The sequence below is a fragment of the Achromobacter sp. 1L-A-4-B-C2 genome, from assembly GCF_057291955.1.
Genome location: NZ_JBXAWP010000002.1, coordinates 58,264 through 79,636, shown reverse-complemented (window position 1 = coordinate 79,636; position 21,373 = coordinate 58,264). Strand labels below are relative to the sequence as shown.

Genomic DNA, 21,373 nt, shown 5'->3' with positions numbered 1-21,373 from the left:
CTTTCGTGGCTGGGCAAGATGCTGGATTCGATCTTGCCTGACAGAAAAGGAGCACCGCCGTGCCACGGCTGTCCGACCCGCGCCCAACCCTCACATCCACGTCCACATCCACATTCAGATTCACGTTCACGACCGCCAGCGGCGCGGCGTTCGACGTTATTGAATTCACGCTGGACGAGGCCCTGTCCGAGCCCTATCGGCTATGCGTGGACTTGTCCAGTTTTGATCCTGCCGTCGATTTCGGCGCCTTGCTGGATCAGCCCGCGCTGTTCACGATATGGCGCGGTGCGCTGCCAGTGCGCTATGTGCACGGCATCATCACTGAATTGGTCCAGGGCGACACGGGCTTTCGGCGCACGCGCTATCGCGCGGTGCTCGAACCGTCACTGGCGCGCGCCGCGCTGTGTTCCGATTGGCGCATCTATCAGCAACTGTCCGTGCCCGAGATCCTGGCCGACGTCATCAAACGGCAGGGGATTACCGATTACGAACAGGTGACGACGCAGGAACACCTGCCGCGCGAATATTGCGTGCAGGCAGGCGACACGGACTTGGCGTTTCTGGACAGGCTGGCGGCAGAAGAAGGCTATTTCTATCGCTATGCGCATTCGGAGCATGGGCACCGTTTGATTCATGGCGACCGGATTTATATCCACGGCGAGATCGCGGGCGGGCCGGTGGTTTACAACCCGATGCCGGGCGGTGATCAGGCTGAACCCGCGTTGCATCGGTTTTCTTATGCCGAGCGCGTGCGCACCGCCGTGCAGACGCAGCGCGACTACACCTACACGCATCCGCGCTACAGCCAGGAACATTCGCCGGTTGCATCAGATCTTTCTCATCAGGATGCCCGCTACGAACGCTACGACTACCCCGGCCGCTATCAATGCGACGACGCGGGTCAGCCGTTTACCCTGGCCCGTTTGCTGGGACACCGCCGCGATGCGCGCGTGGCACTGGTCGAAGGGGATGACGCGCGCCTGGTTCCTGGCGTGGCGTTCGATCTTGTCGGTCATCCTCGCGAAGATTGGAACCACGGTTGGCGACCCGTGCGGATGCAACATCGGGGCGTGCAGCCTGCCAGCCAGGAAGAAGACGGGTTCGGAGCCGAATACGGTCAGCAAGGCGGACTGGGTGAAGGCCTGATGCACCGCTCGGAATATCGCCCGGAGCACGGCACGCAATACCGCTACACCGCTGAACTGGTGCCCGACAAGGTCGATTGGAAGCCCGAGCCCTTACCCAAACCCCGTATCGACGGCCACCAGATGGCGACGGTGGTCGGCCCGCCCAATGAAGAAATCTATTGCGACGAATGGGGCCGCGTCAAAGTCCAATTCCCGTGGGATCGCGTAGGCGAGCACAACGAACATAGCTCGTGCTGGATTCGCGTATCGCAGAACTGGGCCGGTGCGCAGTGGGGCCACATGGCGATACCTCGCATCGGACAAGAGGTCATCGTGCAATTCGCAAACGGCGACCCGGACCAGCCGCTGATAATCGGCAGAACTTTCCGGGCGACCAATCTGCCGCCCTATGAACTGCCGCGCCACAACGTCCTGAACACGATCAAGAGCAAGGAATTCAGGGGCAATCGCGCCAACGAATTGCGCTTGGATGACACGTCCGCGCAGATCAGCGCGGCGTTGATGAGCGAACACGGCGACACGCAGCTGCATCTGGGCTATCTGACCCATCCGCGTCCAAGCGGTGGGCAAGCTCGCGGCGAAGGGTTCGAACTGCGCACGGACGATCACGGTGCCTTGCGCGCGGCCAAGGGATTGTTGCTAACGGCCGACGCCCAACTGCGGGCCAAGGGCGGGCAGCTGGACCGGTCCGATATCGTCGCGGCATTGCAGGCCGCGCTGGATCTAGCCCGCAACCTGGGCGACTACGCAGCGCAACACGAAGGCGTCGCCCACGACGCCCAGCCGCAGCAATCCCTATCGGACGCTGTGCGCGACCTGGGCCACAGCGCTAACGACCAGCCGGACGGCCCGGGCCAAGGCGACGCCGGGGCCATCGGCCTAAGCGCCCCAGCCGGCATCGCCGCCGCCACGCCGGCAAGCATCGTATTGTCGGCCGGTGGCAATGTGGACAGCGTCGCGCAGCAGCATCAGCAGGTCAGCGCGGGCGACAAGATCGTGCTGAACGCGGGCGGCGACCTGGGCTTGTTCTCGCAAGGCGGCGCCGTGCGACTCATCGCCCACCAAGGCCCGATGCTGCTACAGGCGCAGCACAACGCCATCCGCATCCAGGCCGATCAAAGCGCGGAAATCACGTCCAGCCAACAACACGTGCTGGTCGCCGCCGACAAGCACATCACGTTGCTGTGTGGCGGCGCGGCCATCAAGATCGCCGACGGGAATATCGAGTTCTCCATGCCCGGCAAGCTGACGGTAAAGGCCGCCGGGCACAACTTCACCGGGCCAAGCAGCGCCTCGATGACGTTCAACACCTGGGACGCAACCCCCTTTAACGACCGCTTTCAAGCCACGCTGCAAGACGGTTCCCGCGCTTGCAACCTTGCCTACACCCTGATCCGCAACGACGGCTCGCGCATCACCGGCCGCACGGACAGCGAAGGCTACCTGACGCTGCAACGCGACATGCGCCGCGACGGCGTCCGTATCGAATGGACAAAGGCCGAAGAATGACCGAGACCAGACCCGCCACCGACCCGCCAGAGGAACGCGTGGCGCCGTTTCATTACAACGCCAGGGGGCAGCAGTGCTTCACCTGGACTTTGACCGACTGCGACATTACCGACCCTGTGCAACTGCGTATCGGCCCGGATCTGATCCTGCCGGTGATTTTTATTCCCGGGGTGATGGGCAGTAATTTGAAGTCGGTGCCCGAACCGGGCAGCGACGAAACGGAATCGGTATGGCGGCTGGATTATGGTTTTGCGGGCGTTCCCACTCCGTTGCTGGGCCAATGGGCCGGCCAGAAGGCAGGGATACGGCAGAGCCTTCTGCATCCCGACCGAGTGCAAGTGGATGACGAGGGCGGTGTACCCAACGTGCCGTGGGGGATGGTGCAGGATGACCAACAGCTGCTACCCGCTCAGCGCAAGGCCGCCCTGATGAGGCGATATCGCGAGCGGGGCTGGGGCGAAGTCGGACAGACCAGCTACGAACGCTTTCTGATTTGGTTGGAACATGCGCTGAATTCCCCGACGGTTCCCCGCCACCTGAACTATGCGCTCGAACTCGAGGACAGGCACTGGGAAGACCCGACAGCCGCATATCGACGGCTTAAAGCCGGCATGGATGTGTTTATGCCGCGATTGAACGGGGCGGATCGCAACGGCGACGAAGACGACGGCACCAAGCCCTTGACAACGGACGATCTGCTGGCCGGGGTTCGATTCAATATGCCGGTGCATGCGTTTGGATATAACTGGTTGGCGTCGAACGCCGATTCGGCCAAGAAACTCAAGCAGCGCATTGAAACCTTACTGGAACAGTATGGATCCCGCTGCAAACAGGTCTTGCTGGTGACGCATTCAATGGGCGGTTTGATTGCCAGGATGTGCGCAACTCTGCCAGGCATGGAGTCCGCGATTTGCGGCATCGTCCACGGCGTCATGCCGACAAACGGAGCCCCGGTGGCGTACCGCCGATGCAAGGTCGGTATGCGGGACGAGAGCTTCGGTACCTCGCTGGTTATTGGCAGCAACGGTCAGGAAGTAACAGCGGTTTTTGCCCAGTCGCCCGGAGCGTTGCAGTTACTGCCGACCACGCGATACGCACCGGGATGGTTGAAACTGCTGCGCGAGAACCAATCTCGCACCCTGTCCGCGATGCCCGCGCTCGATCAATGCCCGTATGACGCGATTTATCTTGAAAGGTATCGGTGGTGGGGCTTGGTAAAGGAAGAATGGCTGGCGCCCAAAGGTGGGACGGCGATTGAGTGGACCCTCTACGAGCGAGCTATTAAATTTGCCCGCGAATTTCACGCAGAGCTGGATACCTACTTCCATCCCAATACCTACGTCTTCTATGGTTCAGATGCGAAATATCCAAGCTTCGAAACCATCCGGTGGAACATACGCCCGGGTTTGCGGGCGGCCGGTACCGCAGAGGCAGCCGCCCCGATCGAAGCCATTTTCAACGCGCGGCACACGGATGTTCAGCACGACGGTCGCACCATCATCCACGTGCGCAGTCGTAGCGCCCTCAATAACGCCTCGCCAGGCTACGTTGACGGCACGTCAACGCCCGGAAAGCCGACATATAGCAACTGGGAAATTCACTGTGCAATGCAGGACGGAGTGGGAGACGGGACGGTACCGACAAGTTCGGGCCGTGCGCCGATTGACCAGGCGGAACGCGGCGAAGTTCGGGAGCAGCTAAAAATGCAAGGCTTTGATCATGAAGGTCCGTTCCGGATGGAACAGGTTCAACTCGTCACGCTTCAATGGATCTTGAAAATCGCGGCCCAGGCCAAGAAGCCGTCATGAACCCGCGCTTCTTGGCTGCCGGGCTTTTGATCATTGGGCTGATCGCAGGCAGCAACCTTTCGTTGTTTGGTAAGGACACACCATTGGCTCCACATCCCGCAGATACTCGAACCTGGGCGTTCGGCAGGCATTTGATTGACCTTCCTTCGGACTGGATATACAGCACGGGTAGTTACGTCACGCTGTATTACGGATTGCATACCGATTTCAAAACCGTTGAAGTCAGGGTGTTGGGCACCGAAGTTTCCGCTGAACGCTTCAAGAATGCAGTAGAGGACAGATCAACGCAGATCGGAAACGTAGACCATGATGCGGGCGGATCGATGATGCTCGCTCAAATCAAGTTGAGTGAAACGCAAACATTGCTACGTTTCTTTCACAGTCCCGAACTGAAGAATTACCACACCCATGAGCTTCACCTTCTGGTCGGCGACGTCTATGTCCTGATCAAGGCCGACTCCTTTAAAAACGTCATGGCCCCCGTAGAGGCCCGCATCCAGGCGCTAGCAAAAACAATCACCAAAATCTCCGACCCACAAACCGCCGGCCCCGGCTTCGGGCTGGGGCCCGTCATCATCCGCGACCACCACGATCAGGAAATCGGGATGTTGAAGTTTCGCGCGCCCGGGACAAACCTCAGACTCGACGCCGCGACAAGCGCGATCCAGGAGCAAGAAAGAATCAACATGAAGGAACAGGAAAAGCAAACGCTTGCTGGCATCCGCTACAACTCCTTGCGTTCCGGCGCGCCGACCTTTGCCGGCATGGAGTCCGAGCAAAGCGGCTTCAGCTACCGGAACGGGGATCACCACGCTTTTCTGTTTGTCGTGCAAAGCTATCGCGACAATCCCGGGTTTGCCTGGCCGTCCATCAACATGCGATTGCGGGGAGGCGGCACCATCATGAAGGTCCAAAGCCCTGACTATCAACCCGACCTCGTCCGTTGGTCCCTGCCCCGCTTCGTACCGGACAAGCACGAGATTCCCCTTTGGAAGCGGCCGCCTTCCCCGCCCCGCGTGGATGCCACCTTAAGCGACAAAGAAGCCGGCAAGTTGTGGGACGCGATCGTGGCGTCGGTGCGGCTGCGCTACCTGGCCGTTGCCCCCAAGCCGCCTTCCGCTTTTGACCAGGGCAACCCGGAAAAGGCCGCTGCCGATCAAAAAGCGCTGGATGAATTTCTTAGCACCGACGAAGACGGCCGGCCCTGGACACCGCCTACCGACGACGACGTGCCCGCGCGGTAATCCTCTCGCGTGGTCAGCGTCTTAAATCGACCGCGTAAAGGCCCGCGGTCAAAGAAAGGCCAATCGAATGGAGAAAAAAAGTGACCGACAACCAACCCGCCACCGGTCCACCAGAGGAACGCGTGGCGCCGTTTCATTACAACGCCAGGGGACAGCAGTGCTTCACCTGGACTTTGACCGACTGCGACATTACCGACCCCGTGCAACTGCGTATCGGCCCGGATCTGATCCTGCCGGTGATTTTTATTCCCGGGGTGATGGGCAGTAATTTGAAGTCGGTGCCCGAACGCATCGGACAGGATTCCCGACAGGTCTGGACCCTTGATTATGGATTCGCGGGGCTACGGACTCCCTTGGCCTCCCAATGGGTAGCCAAAGACGCCGGCTTCCGACAGACCACCTTGCACCCCGACCGCGTAGAGGTCGATGACCAGGGCGGCGTTCCCAATGTGCCGTGGGGGATGGTGCAAGAGAACCAGCAAATGCTGCCCGCTGAACGCAAGGCCGCCCTGATGAAGCGATATCGCGAGCGGGGCTGGGGCGAGGTCGGACAGACCAGCTACGAACGCTTCTTGATCTGGCTGGAACATGTGCTGAACTCCCCCACTGTTCCTCGCCATCAAAACTATGCGCTGGAGCTGAACGACCAGCACTGGGAAGACCCGCAAGCCGCATATCGACGATTGAAACCTGGCGTGGATGTTTTTATGCCGGGCTTGAACGGAATGGATCGTATCGATGACGAAACTGAAGGCGTCAAGCCGTTGACGACAGACGATCTGCTGGCCGGGGTTCGATTCAATATGCCGGTGCATGCGTTTGGGTATAACTGGTTGGAGACGAACGCGGAGTCAGCCGAGAAACTAAAGCTCAGGATAGAAGCGATCCGCGAGCAGTATGGAAAGCGCTGCCAACAAGTGGTTCTTGTAACCCATTCGATGGGCGGTCTGATAGCCCGCATGTGCGCGAAACTGCCTGGAATGGAAGCCGCCATTTGCGGCATCGTGCACGGCGTCATGCCGACTAATGGCGCACCGGTGGCCTACCGACGATGCAAGGTCGGTATGCGGGACGAGAGCTTCGGCGCCTCGCTGGTTATTGGCGGCACCGGCCAGGAAGTGACTGCGGTTTTTGCCCAATCACCCGGCGCGCTACAACTTCTGCCGACCACGCGATACTCACCGGGATGGCTGAAACTGCTGCGCGAAAGCCAATCTCGCACCCTGTCCGCGATGCCCGCGCTCGATCAATGCCCGTATGACGCGATTTATCTTGAGAGGTATCGGTGGTGGGGCTTGGTAAAGGAAGAATGGCTGGTGCCCAAAGGTGGGACGGCGATTGAGTGGAAGGACTACCAGCATGCTATTGGAAACGCCCGTGATTTCCATAGCGCATTAAACACATATTTCCACCCCAAGACCTACGTTTTCTACGGTTCGGATACCAAGTTTGCAAGCTTCGAATCCATCCGATGGAGGATACGTCCGGGTTTGCGGCCAGCGGGTTACACGATCCCGCCGGTACCCATCGAATCTCTTTTCCAAGCGCGGAATTCGGACGTGCACCAAGGTGGCAGGACGCCCCTCTATGTACGCGGCCACAGCGGCATGAGTCATCCCTCCGTGAAGTACACCGACGGCAGCTCGGCGTCTGAGAAATCGCCGTACAGCGACTGGGAGCTGCACTGCGAAATGCAGGACGGCGTGGGAGACGGCACAGTACCTACAAGCTCTGGTCGCGCACCCATCGACCAAGCCGAACACGGCCAGGTTCAAGAACAACTCAAAATGTGCGGGTTCGACCATGAAGGGCCATTTCGGAACGAGCAAGTTCAATTGATCACGCTTCAATGGATTCTAAAAATAGCCGCACAAGCGAGAAAGCCATCATGAAAAGGACCATTACCATCGCCGCGATTGCGATCGCCAGCCTTATAGGTGGCAGCCTCTTGCTGTTTCAGGACAAGGACTCGACAGTGACCACATTCTCTTCCAGCAAACGCACTTGGATGTTCGGGCGCCATCTCATCGACTTGCCCTCGGACTGGCTTTACGGCACCGGCAGCTTTGTCAAGCTGTACTACGGGTTGGGTACGGATTTCAATACCGTCGAAGTTCGTGTGCTGGGTATTGACGTTTCGCCGGGTCGCTACATCGAAGCGATAAACGACAGATCTTTACAGATTCAGCAAGTTGCACATGATTCGGGCGGATCAATGCTGCTTGCCAAAATCGACGTAGACCCGACAGCAACTTTGCTGCGCTTTTTTCGAAACCGACAGCAGAAAAACTACCACACCCATGAACTGCATCTCTTGGTCGGCGACGTCTACGTCCTGATCAAAGCCCACTCCTACCAAAACGTCATGGCCCCCGTAGAAGCCCGCATCCAGGCGCTGGCCAAAACCATCACCAAAATCTCCGACCCACTCAGCGCCGGTCCTGGCTTTGGCCTTGGGCCCATCATCATCCGCGAGCACCACGATCAAGAAGTCGGAGTGATCGAATTTTTCATCGACGGGTCCAATGTCAGCTTGGAAACGCGCATTACGGCCTTGCAGCCCAGTCCATCGACCGGCCTTCAGGCACGCGCAAAACAACAGATGGCTGGTATGGCCTACAACACCTTGCGGGCGGGAAAGCTGACTCTTGCCTCTATGCAAGCAGAACAATTTGCCTTCGGCTTCACCGAAACCAATCACCACGCGTTTCTATTCCTGGCCGAAACCTATCGCGACAAGCGCGCATTCACTCAACCGTCTATTCACATGCGGATGAGCGGCGGTGGCACCCTTACCCCGCCGGCCGCTCCGGATGACCATCCGGACCTCGTCCGCTGGTCCCTGCCCCGCTTCGTACCGAACAAGCACGAGATTCCCCTTTGGAAGCGGCCGCCTTCCCCGCCCCGCGTGGATGCCACCTTAAGCGACAAAGAAGCCGGCAAGTTGTGGGACGCGATCGTGGCGTCGGTTCGATTGCGCTACATGGCCGTCGCGCCCAAGCCGCCTTCCGCTTTTGACCAGGGCAATCCGGAAAAAGCCGCTGCCGATCAAAAGGCGCTGGATGAATTTCTTAGCACTGACGAAGACGGCCGGCCCTGGACGCCGCCGGACGACGATCCGCCGCCCGACGATCCGCCGTCGCGGTAAAACACCGGATGCGCAGGCGCAGGCCCGCGCCGCATCCTTGCCTCAGCTGCGTGCCGGCTTGTTGCCGTGCGAGACGCTGGGGGTGTCGCGGAACAAGGACATATGCGTGTGGGTGGCAACCCACGGGTCGCCGATGGCTACGCGCGCAAACGACACGGTTGCGCGGCCGACGCGGTCGAAGGGTTTGCCGTCGGGGTGGTAACCGGTGGAATCCCATACGGCCATGCCGACGGCGAACAGGCGGTCGGGCGACACGAGCGTTTGCACGTCGTCCAGGCGCCAGATGAAGTCGTCGATTGTGAACCAGACGTTGCGCCACTGCGTCTTTTCGGCGTGGTCGCGGCCGGTGACGAAGTTGGTGTAGGTGCCGAAGGCGACGAAGTCTTCGGCGAACAGGTGGCGGGCGGCAGCGTAGTCCACCGCTTGCACGTGGTCGGACAGTTCCTTGAACCAGGCGCGCACGGCGGCGGCATCGGCGGCGTCAACGGGGGCCAGGGCTTGCACGGACATGAATATCGCTCCAATAAAGTAATGAATCAGGGTGTAGCAGGAATCTGGTCGGCGAACCAGCACGCCACGGCATGGGCGCGCGCGACGGATGAATGGGGCGTGGCGGATGAACGGGGCGTGGCCAGCGCGGTCGGGGTGACCGGGATGGCCGGCTTTGCAGGCGGGCCGGACGCCCCCGTCAACAACGGCGGGGCCTCCTGCCGGCAGCGTTCCGTGGCCAGCGGACAGCGCGGGTGATAGCGGCAGCCCGAAGGTGGCGACATCGGGCTGGGCGGCTCGCCTGGGGCGACCCGATAGGGCTCGCGCTGCGCGTCCGCCCCACGTCGCGGCTCCGGCACGGCGGCCAGCAGCGCGCGGGTATACGGATGCCTGGGGCGTTGATAGATGTCATCACGCGGGCCCGTCTCGACAATCTGCCCCGCATACATGATGGCGATGCGATGCGACACGTGCCGCACCACCGCCAGGTCATGCGCGATCAGCAGGAACGACAGGCCCAGTTCCTGTTGCAGGTCCTGGAACAGGTTGATGATCTGGGCGCGCACCGATACGTCCAACGCGGACACGGGTTCGTCCGCCACGATCAAGTCGGGCTGCACGGCCAGGGCACGCGCGATACCCACGCGCTGTCGCTGGCCGCCCGAGAACGCGTGCGGATACCGCTGCGCGGCGTCGGCGGGCAGGCCGACCTGGTCAATCAGCTGGGCGACGCGCCGCCGCAAGGCGTCCCGGCCCGCGCTCCAACCGTGCACGATCAGCGGTTCGGCAATGGCGTCGAATACGGTGTGGCGCGGGTTCAGGCTGGTGGACGGGTCCTGGAACACCAGCTGCATGTGCCGCCGCAACTGGCGCAGCTGCGTGTTGCCGGCGCGCGTGATATCTTCGCCCCGGAAATGCAATGAGCCCGAGGCCAGCGGCGCGCGCCGCAGCACGGCCCGCCCCAGGGTGGTCTTGCCGGAACCGGACTCGCCGACCAGACCTAGCGTTTCACCGCGCGCCAGGTCCAGCGACACGCCATCGACCGCCCGCGCCAGCACGGGCTTGCCGAACCAGGCGGCCGATCGCACCGGAAAATGCACGCGCAGGTCGCGCGCCTGTAGCAATACGTTGGCGTCGGTCATCGAGCGGAATTCATTGGGGGGGTATTCATCGGGCGGTGCTCATCAGGCGGTGCTCATCAGGCGGTACTCATCAGGTGATACTCGTCAGGTGAAACTCATCAGGCGGTATTCATCACACGTTTGTCCAAGCTGGCGTATACGGACGCACGCAAGCGGCCAAGCGCCCCTGGCCGACGTCTTGCAGCGGCGGGCGGCGCGCGCACGCGGCATCCGCCGCCGGGCAACGTGGCGCAAAGTCGCAGTGCTGGGCACGCTGGCGCAGATCCGGCGGCACGCCTTCGATGGCGATCATGCGGTGGCGCGTGTCGTCCAGACGCGGCGTGGCGCGCAACAGCCCCGCGGTGTAGGGGTGCGCAGGCGCCGCGTACAGCGCGTCGGCGTCCGCCAGTTCCACCAGGCGGCCGGCGTACATGACGGCGACGCGGTCGGCCACCTTGGCCACCACGCCCAGGTCATGCGTGACCAGCAACAAGGCCAGCCCCAGCCGCTGCTTGAGCGTGGCAAGCAGTTCCAGGATCTGCGCCTGGATGGTGACGTCCAGCGCCGTCGTGGGCTCGTCCGCGATCAAAATCCGGGGCTCGCAGGCCAGCGCCATGGCAATCAGGATGCGCTGGCGCTGGCCGCCTGAGAACTCGTGCGGCAGCCGCCCCAGGCGCTCGGACGGCTTGGGTATGCCCACCTGCGCCAGCAGCTCGACGATGCGCGCGCGGCGGCGGCTGGCATCCAGCTTGGTGTGACGCCGCAGCACTTCGTCGATCTGCATACCGATGGTCAACAGCGGGTTCAGCGCGCTCATGGGGTCCTGAAACACCATGGCGATGCGATTGCCGCGCAGGTCTTGCAGCACCCGGGGCGGCGCAGCCAGCAGGTCGATGTCGTCGAACCACACCTGCCCGCCGGCCACGCGGCCCGGCAAGGTGGTCAAGCCCATCAAGGCCAGCGCACAGGCGCTTTTACCGGAACCGCTTTCTCCGACCAGCGCCAAGGTTTCCCCGGCATGCAGGTCGAACGACACGCCGTCCACGGCGTTCACGGTGCCATGCCGGGTCAGGAATTGCACGTGCAGGTCGCGCACGCGTAGCAAGGGCCGCGCGCTCATCGACGCACCTTCGCAATCAGACGGCGGGCAAAGTCTTTTTCTCGTTCGCGGGGGTCCAGCGCCAGACGCAAGCGGCTCGCGGCCAGGTTGACGATCAACACCGTCAGCGCGATCGACAAGCCCGGAAATGTAGCCAGCCACCACGCGCTGGTCAGGTAATTGCGGCCGTTGGCCACGTCCAGGCCCCACGACACCGCGGGCGGCTGCACCCCGACGCCCAGGAACGACAGCGCTGCTTCCGCCAGCACCACGCGCGCAAACTCCAGCACCATCAAGGTGATCAGCGGCGCTGCCAGGTTGGGCAGGATGTGGCGCAGCAGGATGCGGCCCGCGCGCGCGCCGATCATCTCGGCGCTTTCGATATAGGGCAGCTGGCGCACGGACAGCACCACGCTGCGGATCTGGCGCGCGTAGACCATCCAGCCGTTCAAGGCCAGTGCCAGTATCACTGTGCCCGGCCCGGGGCCGAGGATCACCAGGATCACCAGCGACAACAGCAGGCCCGGAAACGCCACGTGCACATCAACCCAGCGCATCAAGGCGGCGTCCACACGCCCCCCGGCAAACCCGGCAATCAGGCCGACCAGCACGCCAAAGCTTGCCGATACGGCTACCACGGCCGCGCCGATCAGGATCGACAGCCGCGCGCCGTGCAGGATCCGGCTGAGGACGTCGCGGCCCAGGTTGTCGGTGCCCAACAGATTGGCGACCGTGCCGCGCGCTTCCCAGACCGGGGGCCGCAGGCGCGCCGACAGCTTGATGGCCGCCGGGTCATATGGCGCCAGCCAGGGCAGCACGATGGCCACCACCGCCAGCAGTAGCAGCAGCGCCGCCGCCAGCACCCAGCCGCGCTGCCGATCAGACAGCGCCTGCCAGCCGCGTGCACGCGGCGCGTCGGGCGCGGGCGCCACATTCCCCATCCAGGCCGGAACGCTGCTCATACCGCGATCCTGGGGTCTAGCAGCCGGTACGCAATGTCCAGGCAGAAATTGATAAGCACGATCAGGAACGCAATGAAGAAGACCACCGCCTGCAACAGGACCAGGTCCTGGCGCTCGATGGCCTGGATGGCGGTCTGGCCCAGGCCGGGCCACGCAAAAACGGTTTCAACGACGACGGTGTGGCCCGCCAGCATGCCGGCAAATTCCCATCCCAGCAGCGCCACGGTGGGCACGGCGGCATTGCGAAGCGCGTGCACCAGTACGATGCGGCCGGACCGCAACCCCTTGGCGCGGGCGGTACGCACGTACAGGGAATTCAATTCGTCGATCAGGGCGGAACGCAGCATCATGGCGATGCGGCCCAGCGCGGGCAAGGCCAGCGTCAGCATGGGCAGGATGGCGCTGCCCGGCGCCTCGGCGCCCGATGACGGCAACCAGTTCAAGGTCACTGCAAACAGCAGGATCAGCAACAGGCCCAGCCAGAACTGCGGCAATGACAGGCCGCCCAGACTCAACACCACGGAAATGCGGTCGGCCCACTGCCCGGGGCGCAGCGCGGCCACGATGCCCAGCGGCACGCCGACCACAATGGCCAGGCTCAGCGCGCCCAGGCACAGCGTCAGCGTGTTGGGCAGGCGTTCCAGCACGATGTCCATGGCGGGCCGCTGCTGCCAGATGGAATTGCCGAAGTCGAACGAGGCGATGTCGCGCAGGTAGTGCAGATACTGCGCCCAGATGGGCCCGTCCATGCCCAGCGCGCGCGCCAGCACGGCACGGTCGGCGGCGGACGCGTCCACCGGCAACATGGCCTGGACGGGGTCGCCCACCAACCGCGTCACGATGAACACGATCGTGGTTACGCCAAACACCACCAGCAAGCCTTGCGTGAAGCGGCCCAACAAGAAGCGCGGCAAGCCGCGCCCGCTGTGATTACTGGGTGACACGGATGTCCTTCAGCGGAATCAGGCCATCAACGCGCGGCGCAAAATCAATGCGCTTGGACAAGCCGAAGATCTCGCCCCCTTCCAAAAGAAATACCAGATAGGCTTCGTCGCGGCCAATCTTCAGCGCGCGCGTATACAGCGCCTGGCGCTTGACCGGGTCAGCCTCCTGGCGGGCGGCGTCGATCAGGCCCTTGAGCTCGGCGTTGTCGTTGGCGGCGGCCACGCCGCCGTCGGCGTAGTAGGCGCTAAGGGTGCGGTCGGCGTCCAGCAACTGGTTCGAATGGCTGCTGCTGATCTGCGCTTCGGTGGGCACGCGGTTCTTGTTGATGGCTTCCAGGTATTCGGCCCAGGCCAGCACGCGGAAATTCACCTTCAGGCCGGCCGCCTCCCAGTAGGCGGCGATGGTCTCGGCCAGTTCCTTGTCTTTCAGCCAGCGGCCGGACGGCGCGTACAGGTCAATGGACTTGCCATAGGCGCCCGCCGCCTTGAGCAGCTCGGTGGCGCGCGCGGGGTCATAGGGATACGGCTGGATGCTGGCGTCGTAGCCGAACCAGCCGGGTGCCAGCAGCTGCCCGCGCGAGACGGCCGCATAGCCGCCGTACAGGTCCTTGGCCAGCGCCTCTTTGTCCACCGCGTAGTTCAAGGCCTGGCGTACGCGCACATCGCGGGTCAGCCCCTTCAAGGCGTTCAGCGACACGAACGGCAGGTCGGTGCCTTGCAGGGTGACGGCGCGGGCGACGCGCTTGGCGTCCTCGGGCAACACGTTGGTGATGAAGTCGAAGTCGCCGGCGCGCAGGCCGGACAGGCGCGTGCCCGGCTCGGCCACGAACCGATAGGTGGCGCGGTCGACGTTGCCTACCGCTTGCGGATTCCAGTAGTTCGGGTTGCGGGACAGCACGATGCGGTTGCCCTTGGCCCATTCCGTCAACACGTACGGGCCGCTGCCCACCGGCTTCTGGCCCAGGCTGCCGTCGGCGGCGGCCGCGGGCGACACGATGGTCAGCCACGACAGGCGCGCGGGCAAGGCGGGATCGGCGCCGTTGGTGAACACGCGCACCGTGACGGCATCGACCGCCTCGGCGCGTTTGATGCCCAGAAAGAACGGCCGCTGACGCGACGCGGTCTTGGGGTCGACGATGCGGTTGATGCTGGCGGCCACGGCGGCCGCGTCCAGCGGCTGGCCGTCGCTGAATGTGAGCTGGGGGCGCAGGGTCACTTCCCAGGTGTCCGCGCCGGTCTGGCGCGGCAGCTCGGTGGCCAGTTGCGGCACCAATTCGCCCTTGGCGGTGCGAGTGATCAGGGTTTCGAAGATGTTGCGCGACACGGCGCGCTCGGAACCGTCCTGCGCGGTCTGCGGGTCCAGCGTCGACGGTTCCGTGCCCAGCGCCAACGTGATGTCGGCCGCCTGGGCCGCCGACAGCACGGACGCTGACAACACGGACGCTGACAGGGCCAGGGCCAAGCCCTGGTAGCGGTGACGGCTCATTGTGCACTCCGGATCAGAAAGACATGCGAGTGCGGGGCACGATGTCGCAGGTCGGTAAATTAGGAATCCGGAGTTTGCCGCTAGAAATCAGAACGTGCCGTTGTAATGATATGCCTGGGAAATCCTTGACGCGGTGGTGACTGCCGCTTCAAGTCATAAGGATCAAGACGTCATCAAGGTCGCAAAATCATCGGGTTCGTCAGCGCACGCTTCTATGCTGCCGCCGGCGAAATGCGGGGCAATTCCCACGCGCGATGCGGCGCGGCCACGTCAAGGGTTGGGTTCGGGTTCGGGTCCAGGTTCTGGTCCAGGTTCGGAGCAGCCTCAACCTGCACCAGCGCCGTCTGCGCGCTGGACCCCTGCGTCAGTCGCGACGTGCCGATGTCGGCCGTCAGCGTATTCGGATTGCCGTGCCGGTCCAGATCGCCGTCCGGGTCGGACCACGCGCCGGTGGACATCTGCACCACGCCCGGCAGCATGCCGGCATCCAGCCGCACGCCGGCCAGGCAGGCGCCCCGCGCATTGAAGACACGCACGCGGTCGCCGTCGGCGATGCCCCGCGCGGCGGCGTCCTCCGGGTGCATCGAGATGGGCTCGCAGCCCTGAATCTTGCTTGACCGCGACAACGCGGCCGGGTCGAGCTGGCTGTGCAGGCGATGGCGCGGCTGGTTAGTCAGCAGATGCAGCGGCCACTTGTCGGCAACGGGCGCGCCCAGCCATTCCGATGGCGCCAGCCACACCGGATGCCCCGGGCAATCGGCGTAGCCAAAGCCCGCCACCACCTCGGAGGCCAGTTCGATCTTGCCGCTGGGCGTGCGCAGCGGATGCGCTTGCGCGTCGCGGCGAAAGTCCTCGAACAGTACGTACGGCGAGTCGGGCGCGGGCACCTCGGCGTAGCCGCGCGCCCAGAATTCATCGAAGGGCGGCAGCGACACGCCGCGCTCGGCGCAGCCCCCGCGCATGCCGTCGTACACGTGGCGGCACCAGCCCATCTCGTCGCGCCCGGCCGTGTAGGCCTCGTGAAAGCCCGCGCGCCGCGCCAGGTCCGCGAAGATGTCGAAGTCGTTACGCGCCTGCCCTTGCGGCGCCACCGCGCGGTGCATGGCGAACACGTAGGGGTCGCGCGAGGAGCCGCCCACGTCGCAGCGTTCCAGTGATGTCGTGGCGGGCAGCACGATGTCGGCGCGGCGCGCCAAGGGTGTCCACCAGGATTCATGCACGATCACGGTATCGGGCTTGGTCCACGCCTGCCGCAAGCGGTTCTGGTCCTGATGGTGATGGAACGGGTTGCCGCCCGCCCAATAGATCAGCTTGATGTCCGGATACATGTGGCGCGCGCCGTTGAAGTCATATGGCTGGCCGGGCGACAGCAGCATGTCGGCGATGCGCGCGGCGGGGATGGCCAACTGTGCCGGGTTCTTCGGCACCGGGACTTCGGGGCCGGGCACCCGCCGGCGCGGCTCCCCTATGCCGTTCAAGGACGCGTGGCCGAACGCAAAGCCCCCGCCCGGCAAACCAATCTGACCGGCCAACGCGGCCAGCCCGATCAAGGCCCAGTAAGGCTGTTCCCCATGTTGCGCGCGTTGCAACGACCACGCCGCCGTCAACAGGCTGCGTTGCGCCACGATGGCGCGCGCCAGTGCGGTGATGGTGGGCGCCGGCACACCGCAGATGCCGGCCGCCCATTGCGCGTCCTTGGGCTGGCCGTCGGCCGCGCCCGTCAGGTAGTCGGCCCAGGTATCGGCGCCCACACAGTGGCTGGCCAGAAACGACGCGTCGTGCCGCCCTTCGGCCAGCAAGGTGTGCGCCATGGCCAGCATCAGCGCGGTGTCGGTGTTGGGCCTAATCGGGATCCACTCGGCGGCGATGCCGTCCGGCACATCGGCGCGCGTGGGGCTGACCACCACCAAGCGGATGCCGGCCGCCTGCGCGCGGGCCAACCACGCCGGCAAGTTGTGCAGCCCCGCGCCGCCCGATGTCACCTGGCTGTTCTTGGTGGGGATGCCGCCAAAGGCCACGATGACGCGCGTGTTGGCCAGCACGCTGTCCCAGTCGGTAACGTCGCCGCTGACCGGGCTGAAGGTGCCGATGACGTGCGGCAACAGGAATTGCGCCGCGCCCCAGCTGTAGTTGCCGACCTGATCGACGCAACCGCCGCCTAGAAACAGGAACCGGCGGATCAAGCTGCGCGCGTGGTGGACGCGACCGGCCGACGACCAGCCATACGAGCCGCCAAAGATACCGCCGGGTCCGTGCTCCGCGCGGACGCGAGCCAGCTCCCCCGCCACCAGGTCCAGCGCGTGGTCCCATTCCACTTCCACGTAGTCGTCGCCTTCGCGCTGGCGGTTGCCCGCCAGCCAGCCCCGGCGCACCGCGGGCCGCTGCACGCGCAACGGCGAATGCTGCATTTCGGCGATGGAGTCCAGCATGGGCGACGGCGCGGCATCGGCATGAAAGGGCTCGCAGCCGACGACTCGCCCGTCTTTCACTACGGCGGTGAACGCGCCCCAGTGCGCAAGCGAGGGATAGCGGGAGTCAGTCATGGAAGGGGTAAGGGTCTGCAGTTCAAGGAGATTTTCGCGAAGCATAAACGATGAGCCCGCTAGTGGTTTTCCCTGAAAACGGGCAAATAGGCGGTCACCCGCATTCCCAAGCGCGTCTGGCTCCGGTACATTTCGTCCAGTGGCCTGACCACCGGACCATCAGGTAGCCGAACAGAGGCCAGCGCATTCCACGCGGCCCCTGAAGCTGAAACCGAAGCCGAAGCCGAAGCCGAAGCCGCAGACCACCCCGAAGCCGCAGCCCGTCAAAACGTTATCCAAGACACATCCGCCCCAGACCTATTACGCTCTACCCCCCGGAACCCACTTTCACGCCACGATGCATTCCCTTCAGGCCGTTGCCCCCACCCGCCTTTACCGCATGATTGCCGACCAGATCGCCGCGCGCATCAAGGCGGGTCACTTTCCCGTTGGCGGCCGCCTGCCGGCCGAGCGGGAATTGGCCGAGCAGCTGCAAGTGAGCCGGGCGTCGGTGCGCGAGGCGCTGATCGCCCTGGAAATCGAGGGCTATGTGGATGTGCGCGTGGGCACGGGCGTGTTCGTCTGCGCCCCGCGCGAAGACGGCCAATATCACGACGCGCGTGACGCGGCCACGCCACCGGCGGCGGCCGCCGATAGCGCGGCGGGCAGCGCTGAAGCCACCGACATCGGTCCCTTCGACCTGTTGGAAACCCGCCTGCTGATCGAGCCGGAATGCGCGGCGCTGGCTGCACAGAAAGCGTCGCCCGCACAGATTGCCGCCATCCGCGCCGCGCACGACGGCATGTCGCTGACCGAATCGCCCAGCGTGCACGACCGCGCCTTCCATAGCGCCATCGGCGCGGCGTGCGGCAACGCCGCGCTGGCCGCCGCCATTTCGCACATCTGGCACCTGAGCACCCTGAGCCCGGTGTTCCACCGTCTGGAAGAACACTTCGTGACCACCAAGGTGTGGATCGAAGCGCAGAAAGAACACGAACGCATCCTCGCGGCCATCGTCGACCGCGATCCCATCCGCGCGCGCCACGCCATGCATGACCACCTGGTCGGCATCCTGGCGCGCCTGCGGGAAGATTTCGGCAACGTTGGGATTCGATGAGCCCATGACCTCATAACGCGCTAACCCGCCATGGCCTGACGCCCGGGCTTCTCCCCTTACCGACCGTGCAAGCACCGCCGGCGCAGATAGCGCCGCCCGCGGCAAGGGGATCGGCTTGTCCGTTGAAACGTGAATTCGCAGTCCCCGCAGCACCCGTCGTCCACACACATAAAAACAGTTCAAGGTGAAAAACATGCAGCTGACCCGTACCGTGAAGGTAATAAGCGCGGCGCTATTGGCGCTAGGCGCTCATGCCGCCCAGGCCAACAAGGCCGACAATTCCCTCAACATCGCGTTCGACGCGGCGCCCGCCACGCTGGACGCCTACAAGGAATCAGACCGCCCCGGCCTGGCGCTGGCGCGCATGGTGTTCTCGGGTCTGCTGCAAAAAAACCAGGACACGGGTGAATTCGGCCCCTCCATCGCCACCGGCTACAAGTTCGTGGACGACACCACGATCGACCTGCCGATTCGCCGCGACGTGAAATTTCACGACGGTTCGCTGTTGACCATCGACGACGTGCTGTACACGCTGAACCTGGTGTCGTCCGACACCTACAAGGCGCGCTTTCAGAACCAGGTGGCCTGGATTGCCCGCGCCGAAAAAGTCGGCGACGACACCGTGCGCATCAAGATGAAGACGCCCTACCCGCTGGCGCTGGAAATGCTGTCGGAAAACCTGCCGATCTATCCGCGCAAGTACTACGAGGCCAACCAGTCCGACATGGGCGCCAAGCCCATCGGCACCGGCCCCTACCGCCTGACCGACAGCCAGCCCGGCAGCCGCTACGTGTACGAACGCTTTGACGATTACTTCGGCGCCAAGCCCGCCGTGCAGAAACTGGTGGTGCGCGTGCTGCCGGACGCCAACACGCAGTACGCCGAGCTGCTGTCCGGCGGCCTGGACTGGATCTGGCGCGTGCCGCCCGACGTGGCCAAGCGCATGGAGAAAACGCCGTCGGTTGCCGTGAAAAGCAGCAGCATCATGCGCATCAGCTATATCTCGCTGAACCCGCGCTTTGACGACGGCAAGTCGCCGCTGGCCAAGCAGGAAGTGCGCCAGGCCATCAACCACGCCATCGACCGCGAAGCCATCCGCAAGGCACTGGTCGGCGGCGCGTCCAAGGTCATCAACGCCGCCTGCAACCCGGCGCAGTTCGGTTGTTCGGCCGATGTGCAGACCTACAAGTTCGACCCCGCCCGTGCCAAGCAGCTGCTGGCCCAGGCCGGCTACCCCAACGGCATCACGCTGGACCTGGTGATCTCGGCCCCGCCGCGCAGCATCCTGGATGCGGCCGCCGCGCAAATGGCGCAGGCCGGCATCAAGGTGAACCTGGTGGAACAGCAATACGGCGCCGCCATGACCAACTGGCGCGACGGCAAGATCGCCATGCTGGCGTCCAACTGGGGCTCGTACGGCATTGCCGACGCGGCGCTGTCCACCAGCAACTTTTTCCGTGGCGGCCCGGACGACCAGGCGCGCAACCCCGACGTCATCAAGTATCTGGAAGCCGCCGACACGTCGGTCGATCGGGACCTGCGCGCGAAGAACTACGCCGCCGCGCAGAAGATCGTGGCCGACCAGGCGTACTGGGTGCCGCTGTGGAACCACTCGCTGAACGCCGTGCAGGCCAAGGACCTGAACTTCTCGGTGGATGGCGACGAGTTTCCGCGTTTCTACAAGGCCACCTGGAACTGATCCGGCGGCCATCGCGCCCAGGCGTTGTTCCAACCGTTGTGCCCGTCCGATCCAGGCGCTTGATGCGCCTGGGCGGAACGGCGCGCGCCGACGCAAGCCGCGGCATGTCGATGCTTGCCGATGCGCCGCCGCCAGCCGACGCTAGCTCTATAGGTTGACCCATGATTGCATTCCTGTTTCGCCGCTTGCTGGTCGCCGCCCTGCTGGTGGTGTTCGTATCGCTGATCAGCTTTTCGCTGGTGTTTGCGTCCGGCAATCCGGCCGCGCGCCTGGCCGGTGAAGGCAGCGCGGCCGACGCCGCCCGCCTGTCGCAACAGCACGGCTTTGGCGATCCCATCCTGGTGCAATACGGCCGCTGGCTGGCGGGCGTGGTGCGCGGCGATTTTGGCGACAGCCTGTACTTCAGCCGCCCCGTGGCCGAATTGCTGGGCCAGCATTTCCCCGCCACCGCCAAACTGGGCCTGGCCGCGATGGCCTTTGCCTTGCTGCTGGCGATACCGCTGGGCGTGCTGGCCGGCTTGCGCAAAGGCTCGCTGGTGGACCGCGCCACCATGCTGCTATCCGCCTGCGCACAGGCCATGCCGCCGTTCTGCCTGGCGTTTTTGCTCATCATCGTATTCAGCGTGCGCAACCAATGGCTGCCCGCCTCGGGCTTTGACACGTGGAAGCACTACGTGATGCCGGTGGTGGCGCTGGGCCTGTTCGCCATGCCCGCGATGCTGCGGCTGATGAAGTCCGAAATGGAAACCGTGCTGGCCACCGACTACATCCGCACCGCGCGTGCGATGGGCCTGGGCGGCGCCAGCGTGGTGTTGAAGTACGCGCTGCGCAACGCGCTGCGGCCGCTGGTGTCCCTGGCGGCGGCGCAGATGGGCACTTTGCTGGCCGGCTCCGTCGTCATCGAAACCGTGTTCGCCATCAATGGCGCCGGGCTGCTGGCCTGGACGTCCATCCTGCGTGGCGACTTCCCCACGATGCAGGCACTGATCCTGATCTTTGCGCTGATCTACATCGTGCTGACCCTGCTTGCCGACCTGGTCAACGGTTGGCTGGACCCCCGCGTGCGAGCCGCCTGAT

Annotated in this window: 15 protein-coding genes; 8 read left to right on the top strand and 7 right to left on the bottom strand. The window is 64.1% G+C overall.

Annotation, left to right across the window (positions count from 1 at the left end; all coding sequences use genetic code 11):
- Window positions 1-59 precede the first annotated feature (59 nt).
- From AC0Z35_RS07790 to AC0Z35_RS07770, 5 genes are all read left to right on the top strand, one after another.
- Window positions 60-2,657, top strand: a complete 2,598-nt coding sequence (locus tag AC0Z35_RS07790; RefSeq protein ID WP_485131697.1) for a type VI secretion system Vgr family protein — start codon at window positions 60-62, stop codon at window positions 2,655-2,657.
- Complete coding sequence (locus AC0Z35_RS07785; protein ID WP_485131696.1) at window positions 2,654-4,465, top strand: esterase/lipase family protein; 1,812 nt, start codon at window positions 2,654-2,656, stop codon at window positions 4,463-4,465. Before AC0Z35_RS07790 ends, AC0Z35_RS07785 begins: the two co-directional genes overlap by 4 nt.
- Window positions 4,462-5,709, top strand: a complete 1,248-nt coding sequence (locus AC0Z35_RS07780; protein ID WP_485131695.1) for a hypothetical protein — start codon at window positions 4,462-4,464, stop codon at window positions 5,707-5,709. Before AC0Z35_RS07785 ends, AC0Z35_RS07780 begins: the two co-directional genes overlap by 4 nt.
- Before the next feature lie 80 nt (window positions 5,710-5,789).
- Window positions 5,790-7,601, top strand: coding sequence for an esterase/lipase family protein (locus AC0Z35_RS07775; RefSeq protein ID WP_485131694.1), 1,812 nt, complete (start codon window positions 5,790-5,792; stop codon window positions 7,599-7,601).
- Window positions 7,598-8,857 carry a T6SS immunity protein Tli4 family protein gene (locus tag AC0Z35_RS07770; RefSeq protein ID WP_485131693.1) on the top strand — a complete coding sequence of 420 codons (1,260 nt, stop codon included), beginning with the start codon at window positions 7,598-7,600 and terminating at the stop codon, window positions 8,855-8,857. Before AC0Z35_RS07775 ends, AC0Z35_RS07770 begins: the two co-directional genes overlap by 4 nt.
- 42 nt (window positions 8,858-8,899) lie before the next feature.
- On the opposite strand, the gene AC0Z35_RS07765 is transcribed toward AC0Z35_RS07770, so the two are convergent.
- The 7 genes from AC0Z35_RS07765 to AC0Z35_RS07735 form a co-directional block, all read right to left on the bottom strand.
- Window positions 8,900-9,367: a YybH family protein gene (locus AC0Z35_RS07765; RefSeq protein WP_120155730.1), complete on the bottom strand. Its 468-nt coding sequence runs from the start codon at window positions 9,365-9,367 to the stop codon at window positions 8,900-8,902.
- A gap of 26 nt (window positions 9,368-9,393) precedes the next feature.
- Window positions 9,394-10,488: an ABC transporter ATP-binding protein gene (locus tag AC0Z35_RS07760; protein WP_485131692.1), complete on the bottom strand. Its 1,095-nt coding sequence runs from the start codon at window positions 10,486-10,488 to the stop codon at window positions 9,394-9,396.
- 112 nt (window positions 10,489-10,600) lie between these two features.
- The gene (locus AC0Z35_RS07755; protein WP_485131691.1) at window positions 10,601-11,587 is read right to left on the bottom strand and encodes an ABC transporter ATP-binding protein; all 987 of its coding nucleotides are present in this window, start codon (window positions 11,585-11,587) and stop codon (window positions 10,601-10,603) included.
- Window positions 11,584-12,528: an ABC transporter permease gene (locus tag AC0Z35_RS07750; RefSeq protein WP_255594132.1), complete on the bottom strand. Its 945-nt coding sequence runs from the start codon at window positions 12,526-12,528 to the stop codon at window positions 11,584-11,586. Before AC0Z35_RS07750 ends, AC0Z35_RS07755 begins: the two co-directional genes overlap by 4 nt.
- A complete protein-coding gene (locus AC0Z35_RS07745; protein ID WP_223265038.1) occupies window positions 12,525-13,472 on the bottom strand; it encodes an ABC transporter permease in 948 nt (315 codons plus the stop codon). Before AC0Z35_RS07745 ends, AC0Z35_RS07750 begins: the two co-directional genes overlap by 4 nt.
- Window positions 13,459-14,958 carry an ABC transporter substrate-binding protein gene (locus tag AC0Z35_RS07740; RefSeq protein ID WP_485131690.1) on the bottom strand — a complete coding sequence of 500 codons (1,500 nt, stop codon included), beginning with the start codon at window positions 14,956-14,958 and terminating at the stop codon, window positions 13,459-13,461. The genes AC0Z35_RS07745 and AC0Z35_RS07740 overlap by 14 nt, the downstream gene beginning before the upstream one ends.
- 212 nt (window positions 14,959-15,170) lie before the next feature.
- A complete protein-coding gene (locus AC0Z35_RS07735; RefSeq protein ID WP_485131689.1) occupies window positions 15,171-17,501 on the bottom strand; it encodes a molybdopterin-dependent oxidoreductase in 2,331 nt (776 codons plus the stop codon).
- Window positions 17,502-17,838: 337 nt separating this feature from the next.
- Between AC0Z35_RS07735 and AC0Z35_RS07730 the strand changes: the two genes are divergently transcribed.
- The 3 genes from AC0Z35_RS07730 to AC0Z35_RS07720 all read left to right on the top strand — a co-directional run bounded on the left by AC0Z35_RS07730 (window position 17,839) and on the right by AC0Z35_RS07720 (window position 21,372).
- The gene (locus tag AC0Z35_RS07730; protein WP_485131688.1) at window positions 17,839-18,597 is read left to right on the top strand and encodes a FadR/GntR family transcriptional regulator; all 759 of its coding nucleotides are present in this window, start codon (window positions 17,839-17,841) and stop codon (window positions 18,595-18,597) included.
- Window positions 18,598-18,790: 193 nt separating this feature from the next.
- Entirely contained in the window at window positions 18,791-20,296 is a 1,506-nt protein-coding gene (locus AC0Z35_RS07725) for an ABC transporter substrate-binding protein (RefSeq protein WP_046807322.1), read from the top strand.
- A gap of 161 nt (window positions 20,297-20,457) precedes the next feature.
- Window positions 20,458-21,372 carry an ABC transporter permease gene (locus AC0Z35_RS07720; RefSeq protein WP_046807323.1) on the top strand — a complete coding sequence of 305 codons (915 nt, stop codon included), beginning with the start codon at window positions 20,458-20,460 and terminating at the stop codon, window positions 21,370-21,372.
- Window position 21,373: the final 1 nt, after the last annotated feature.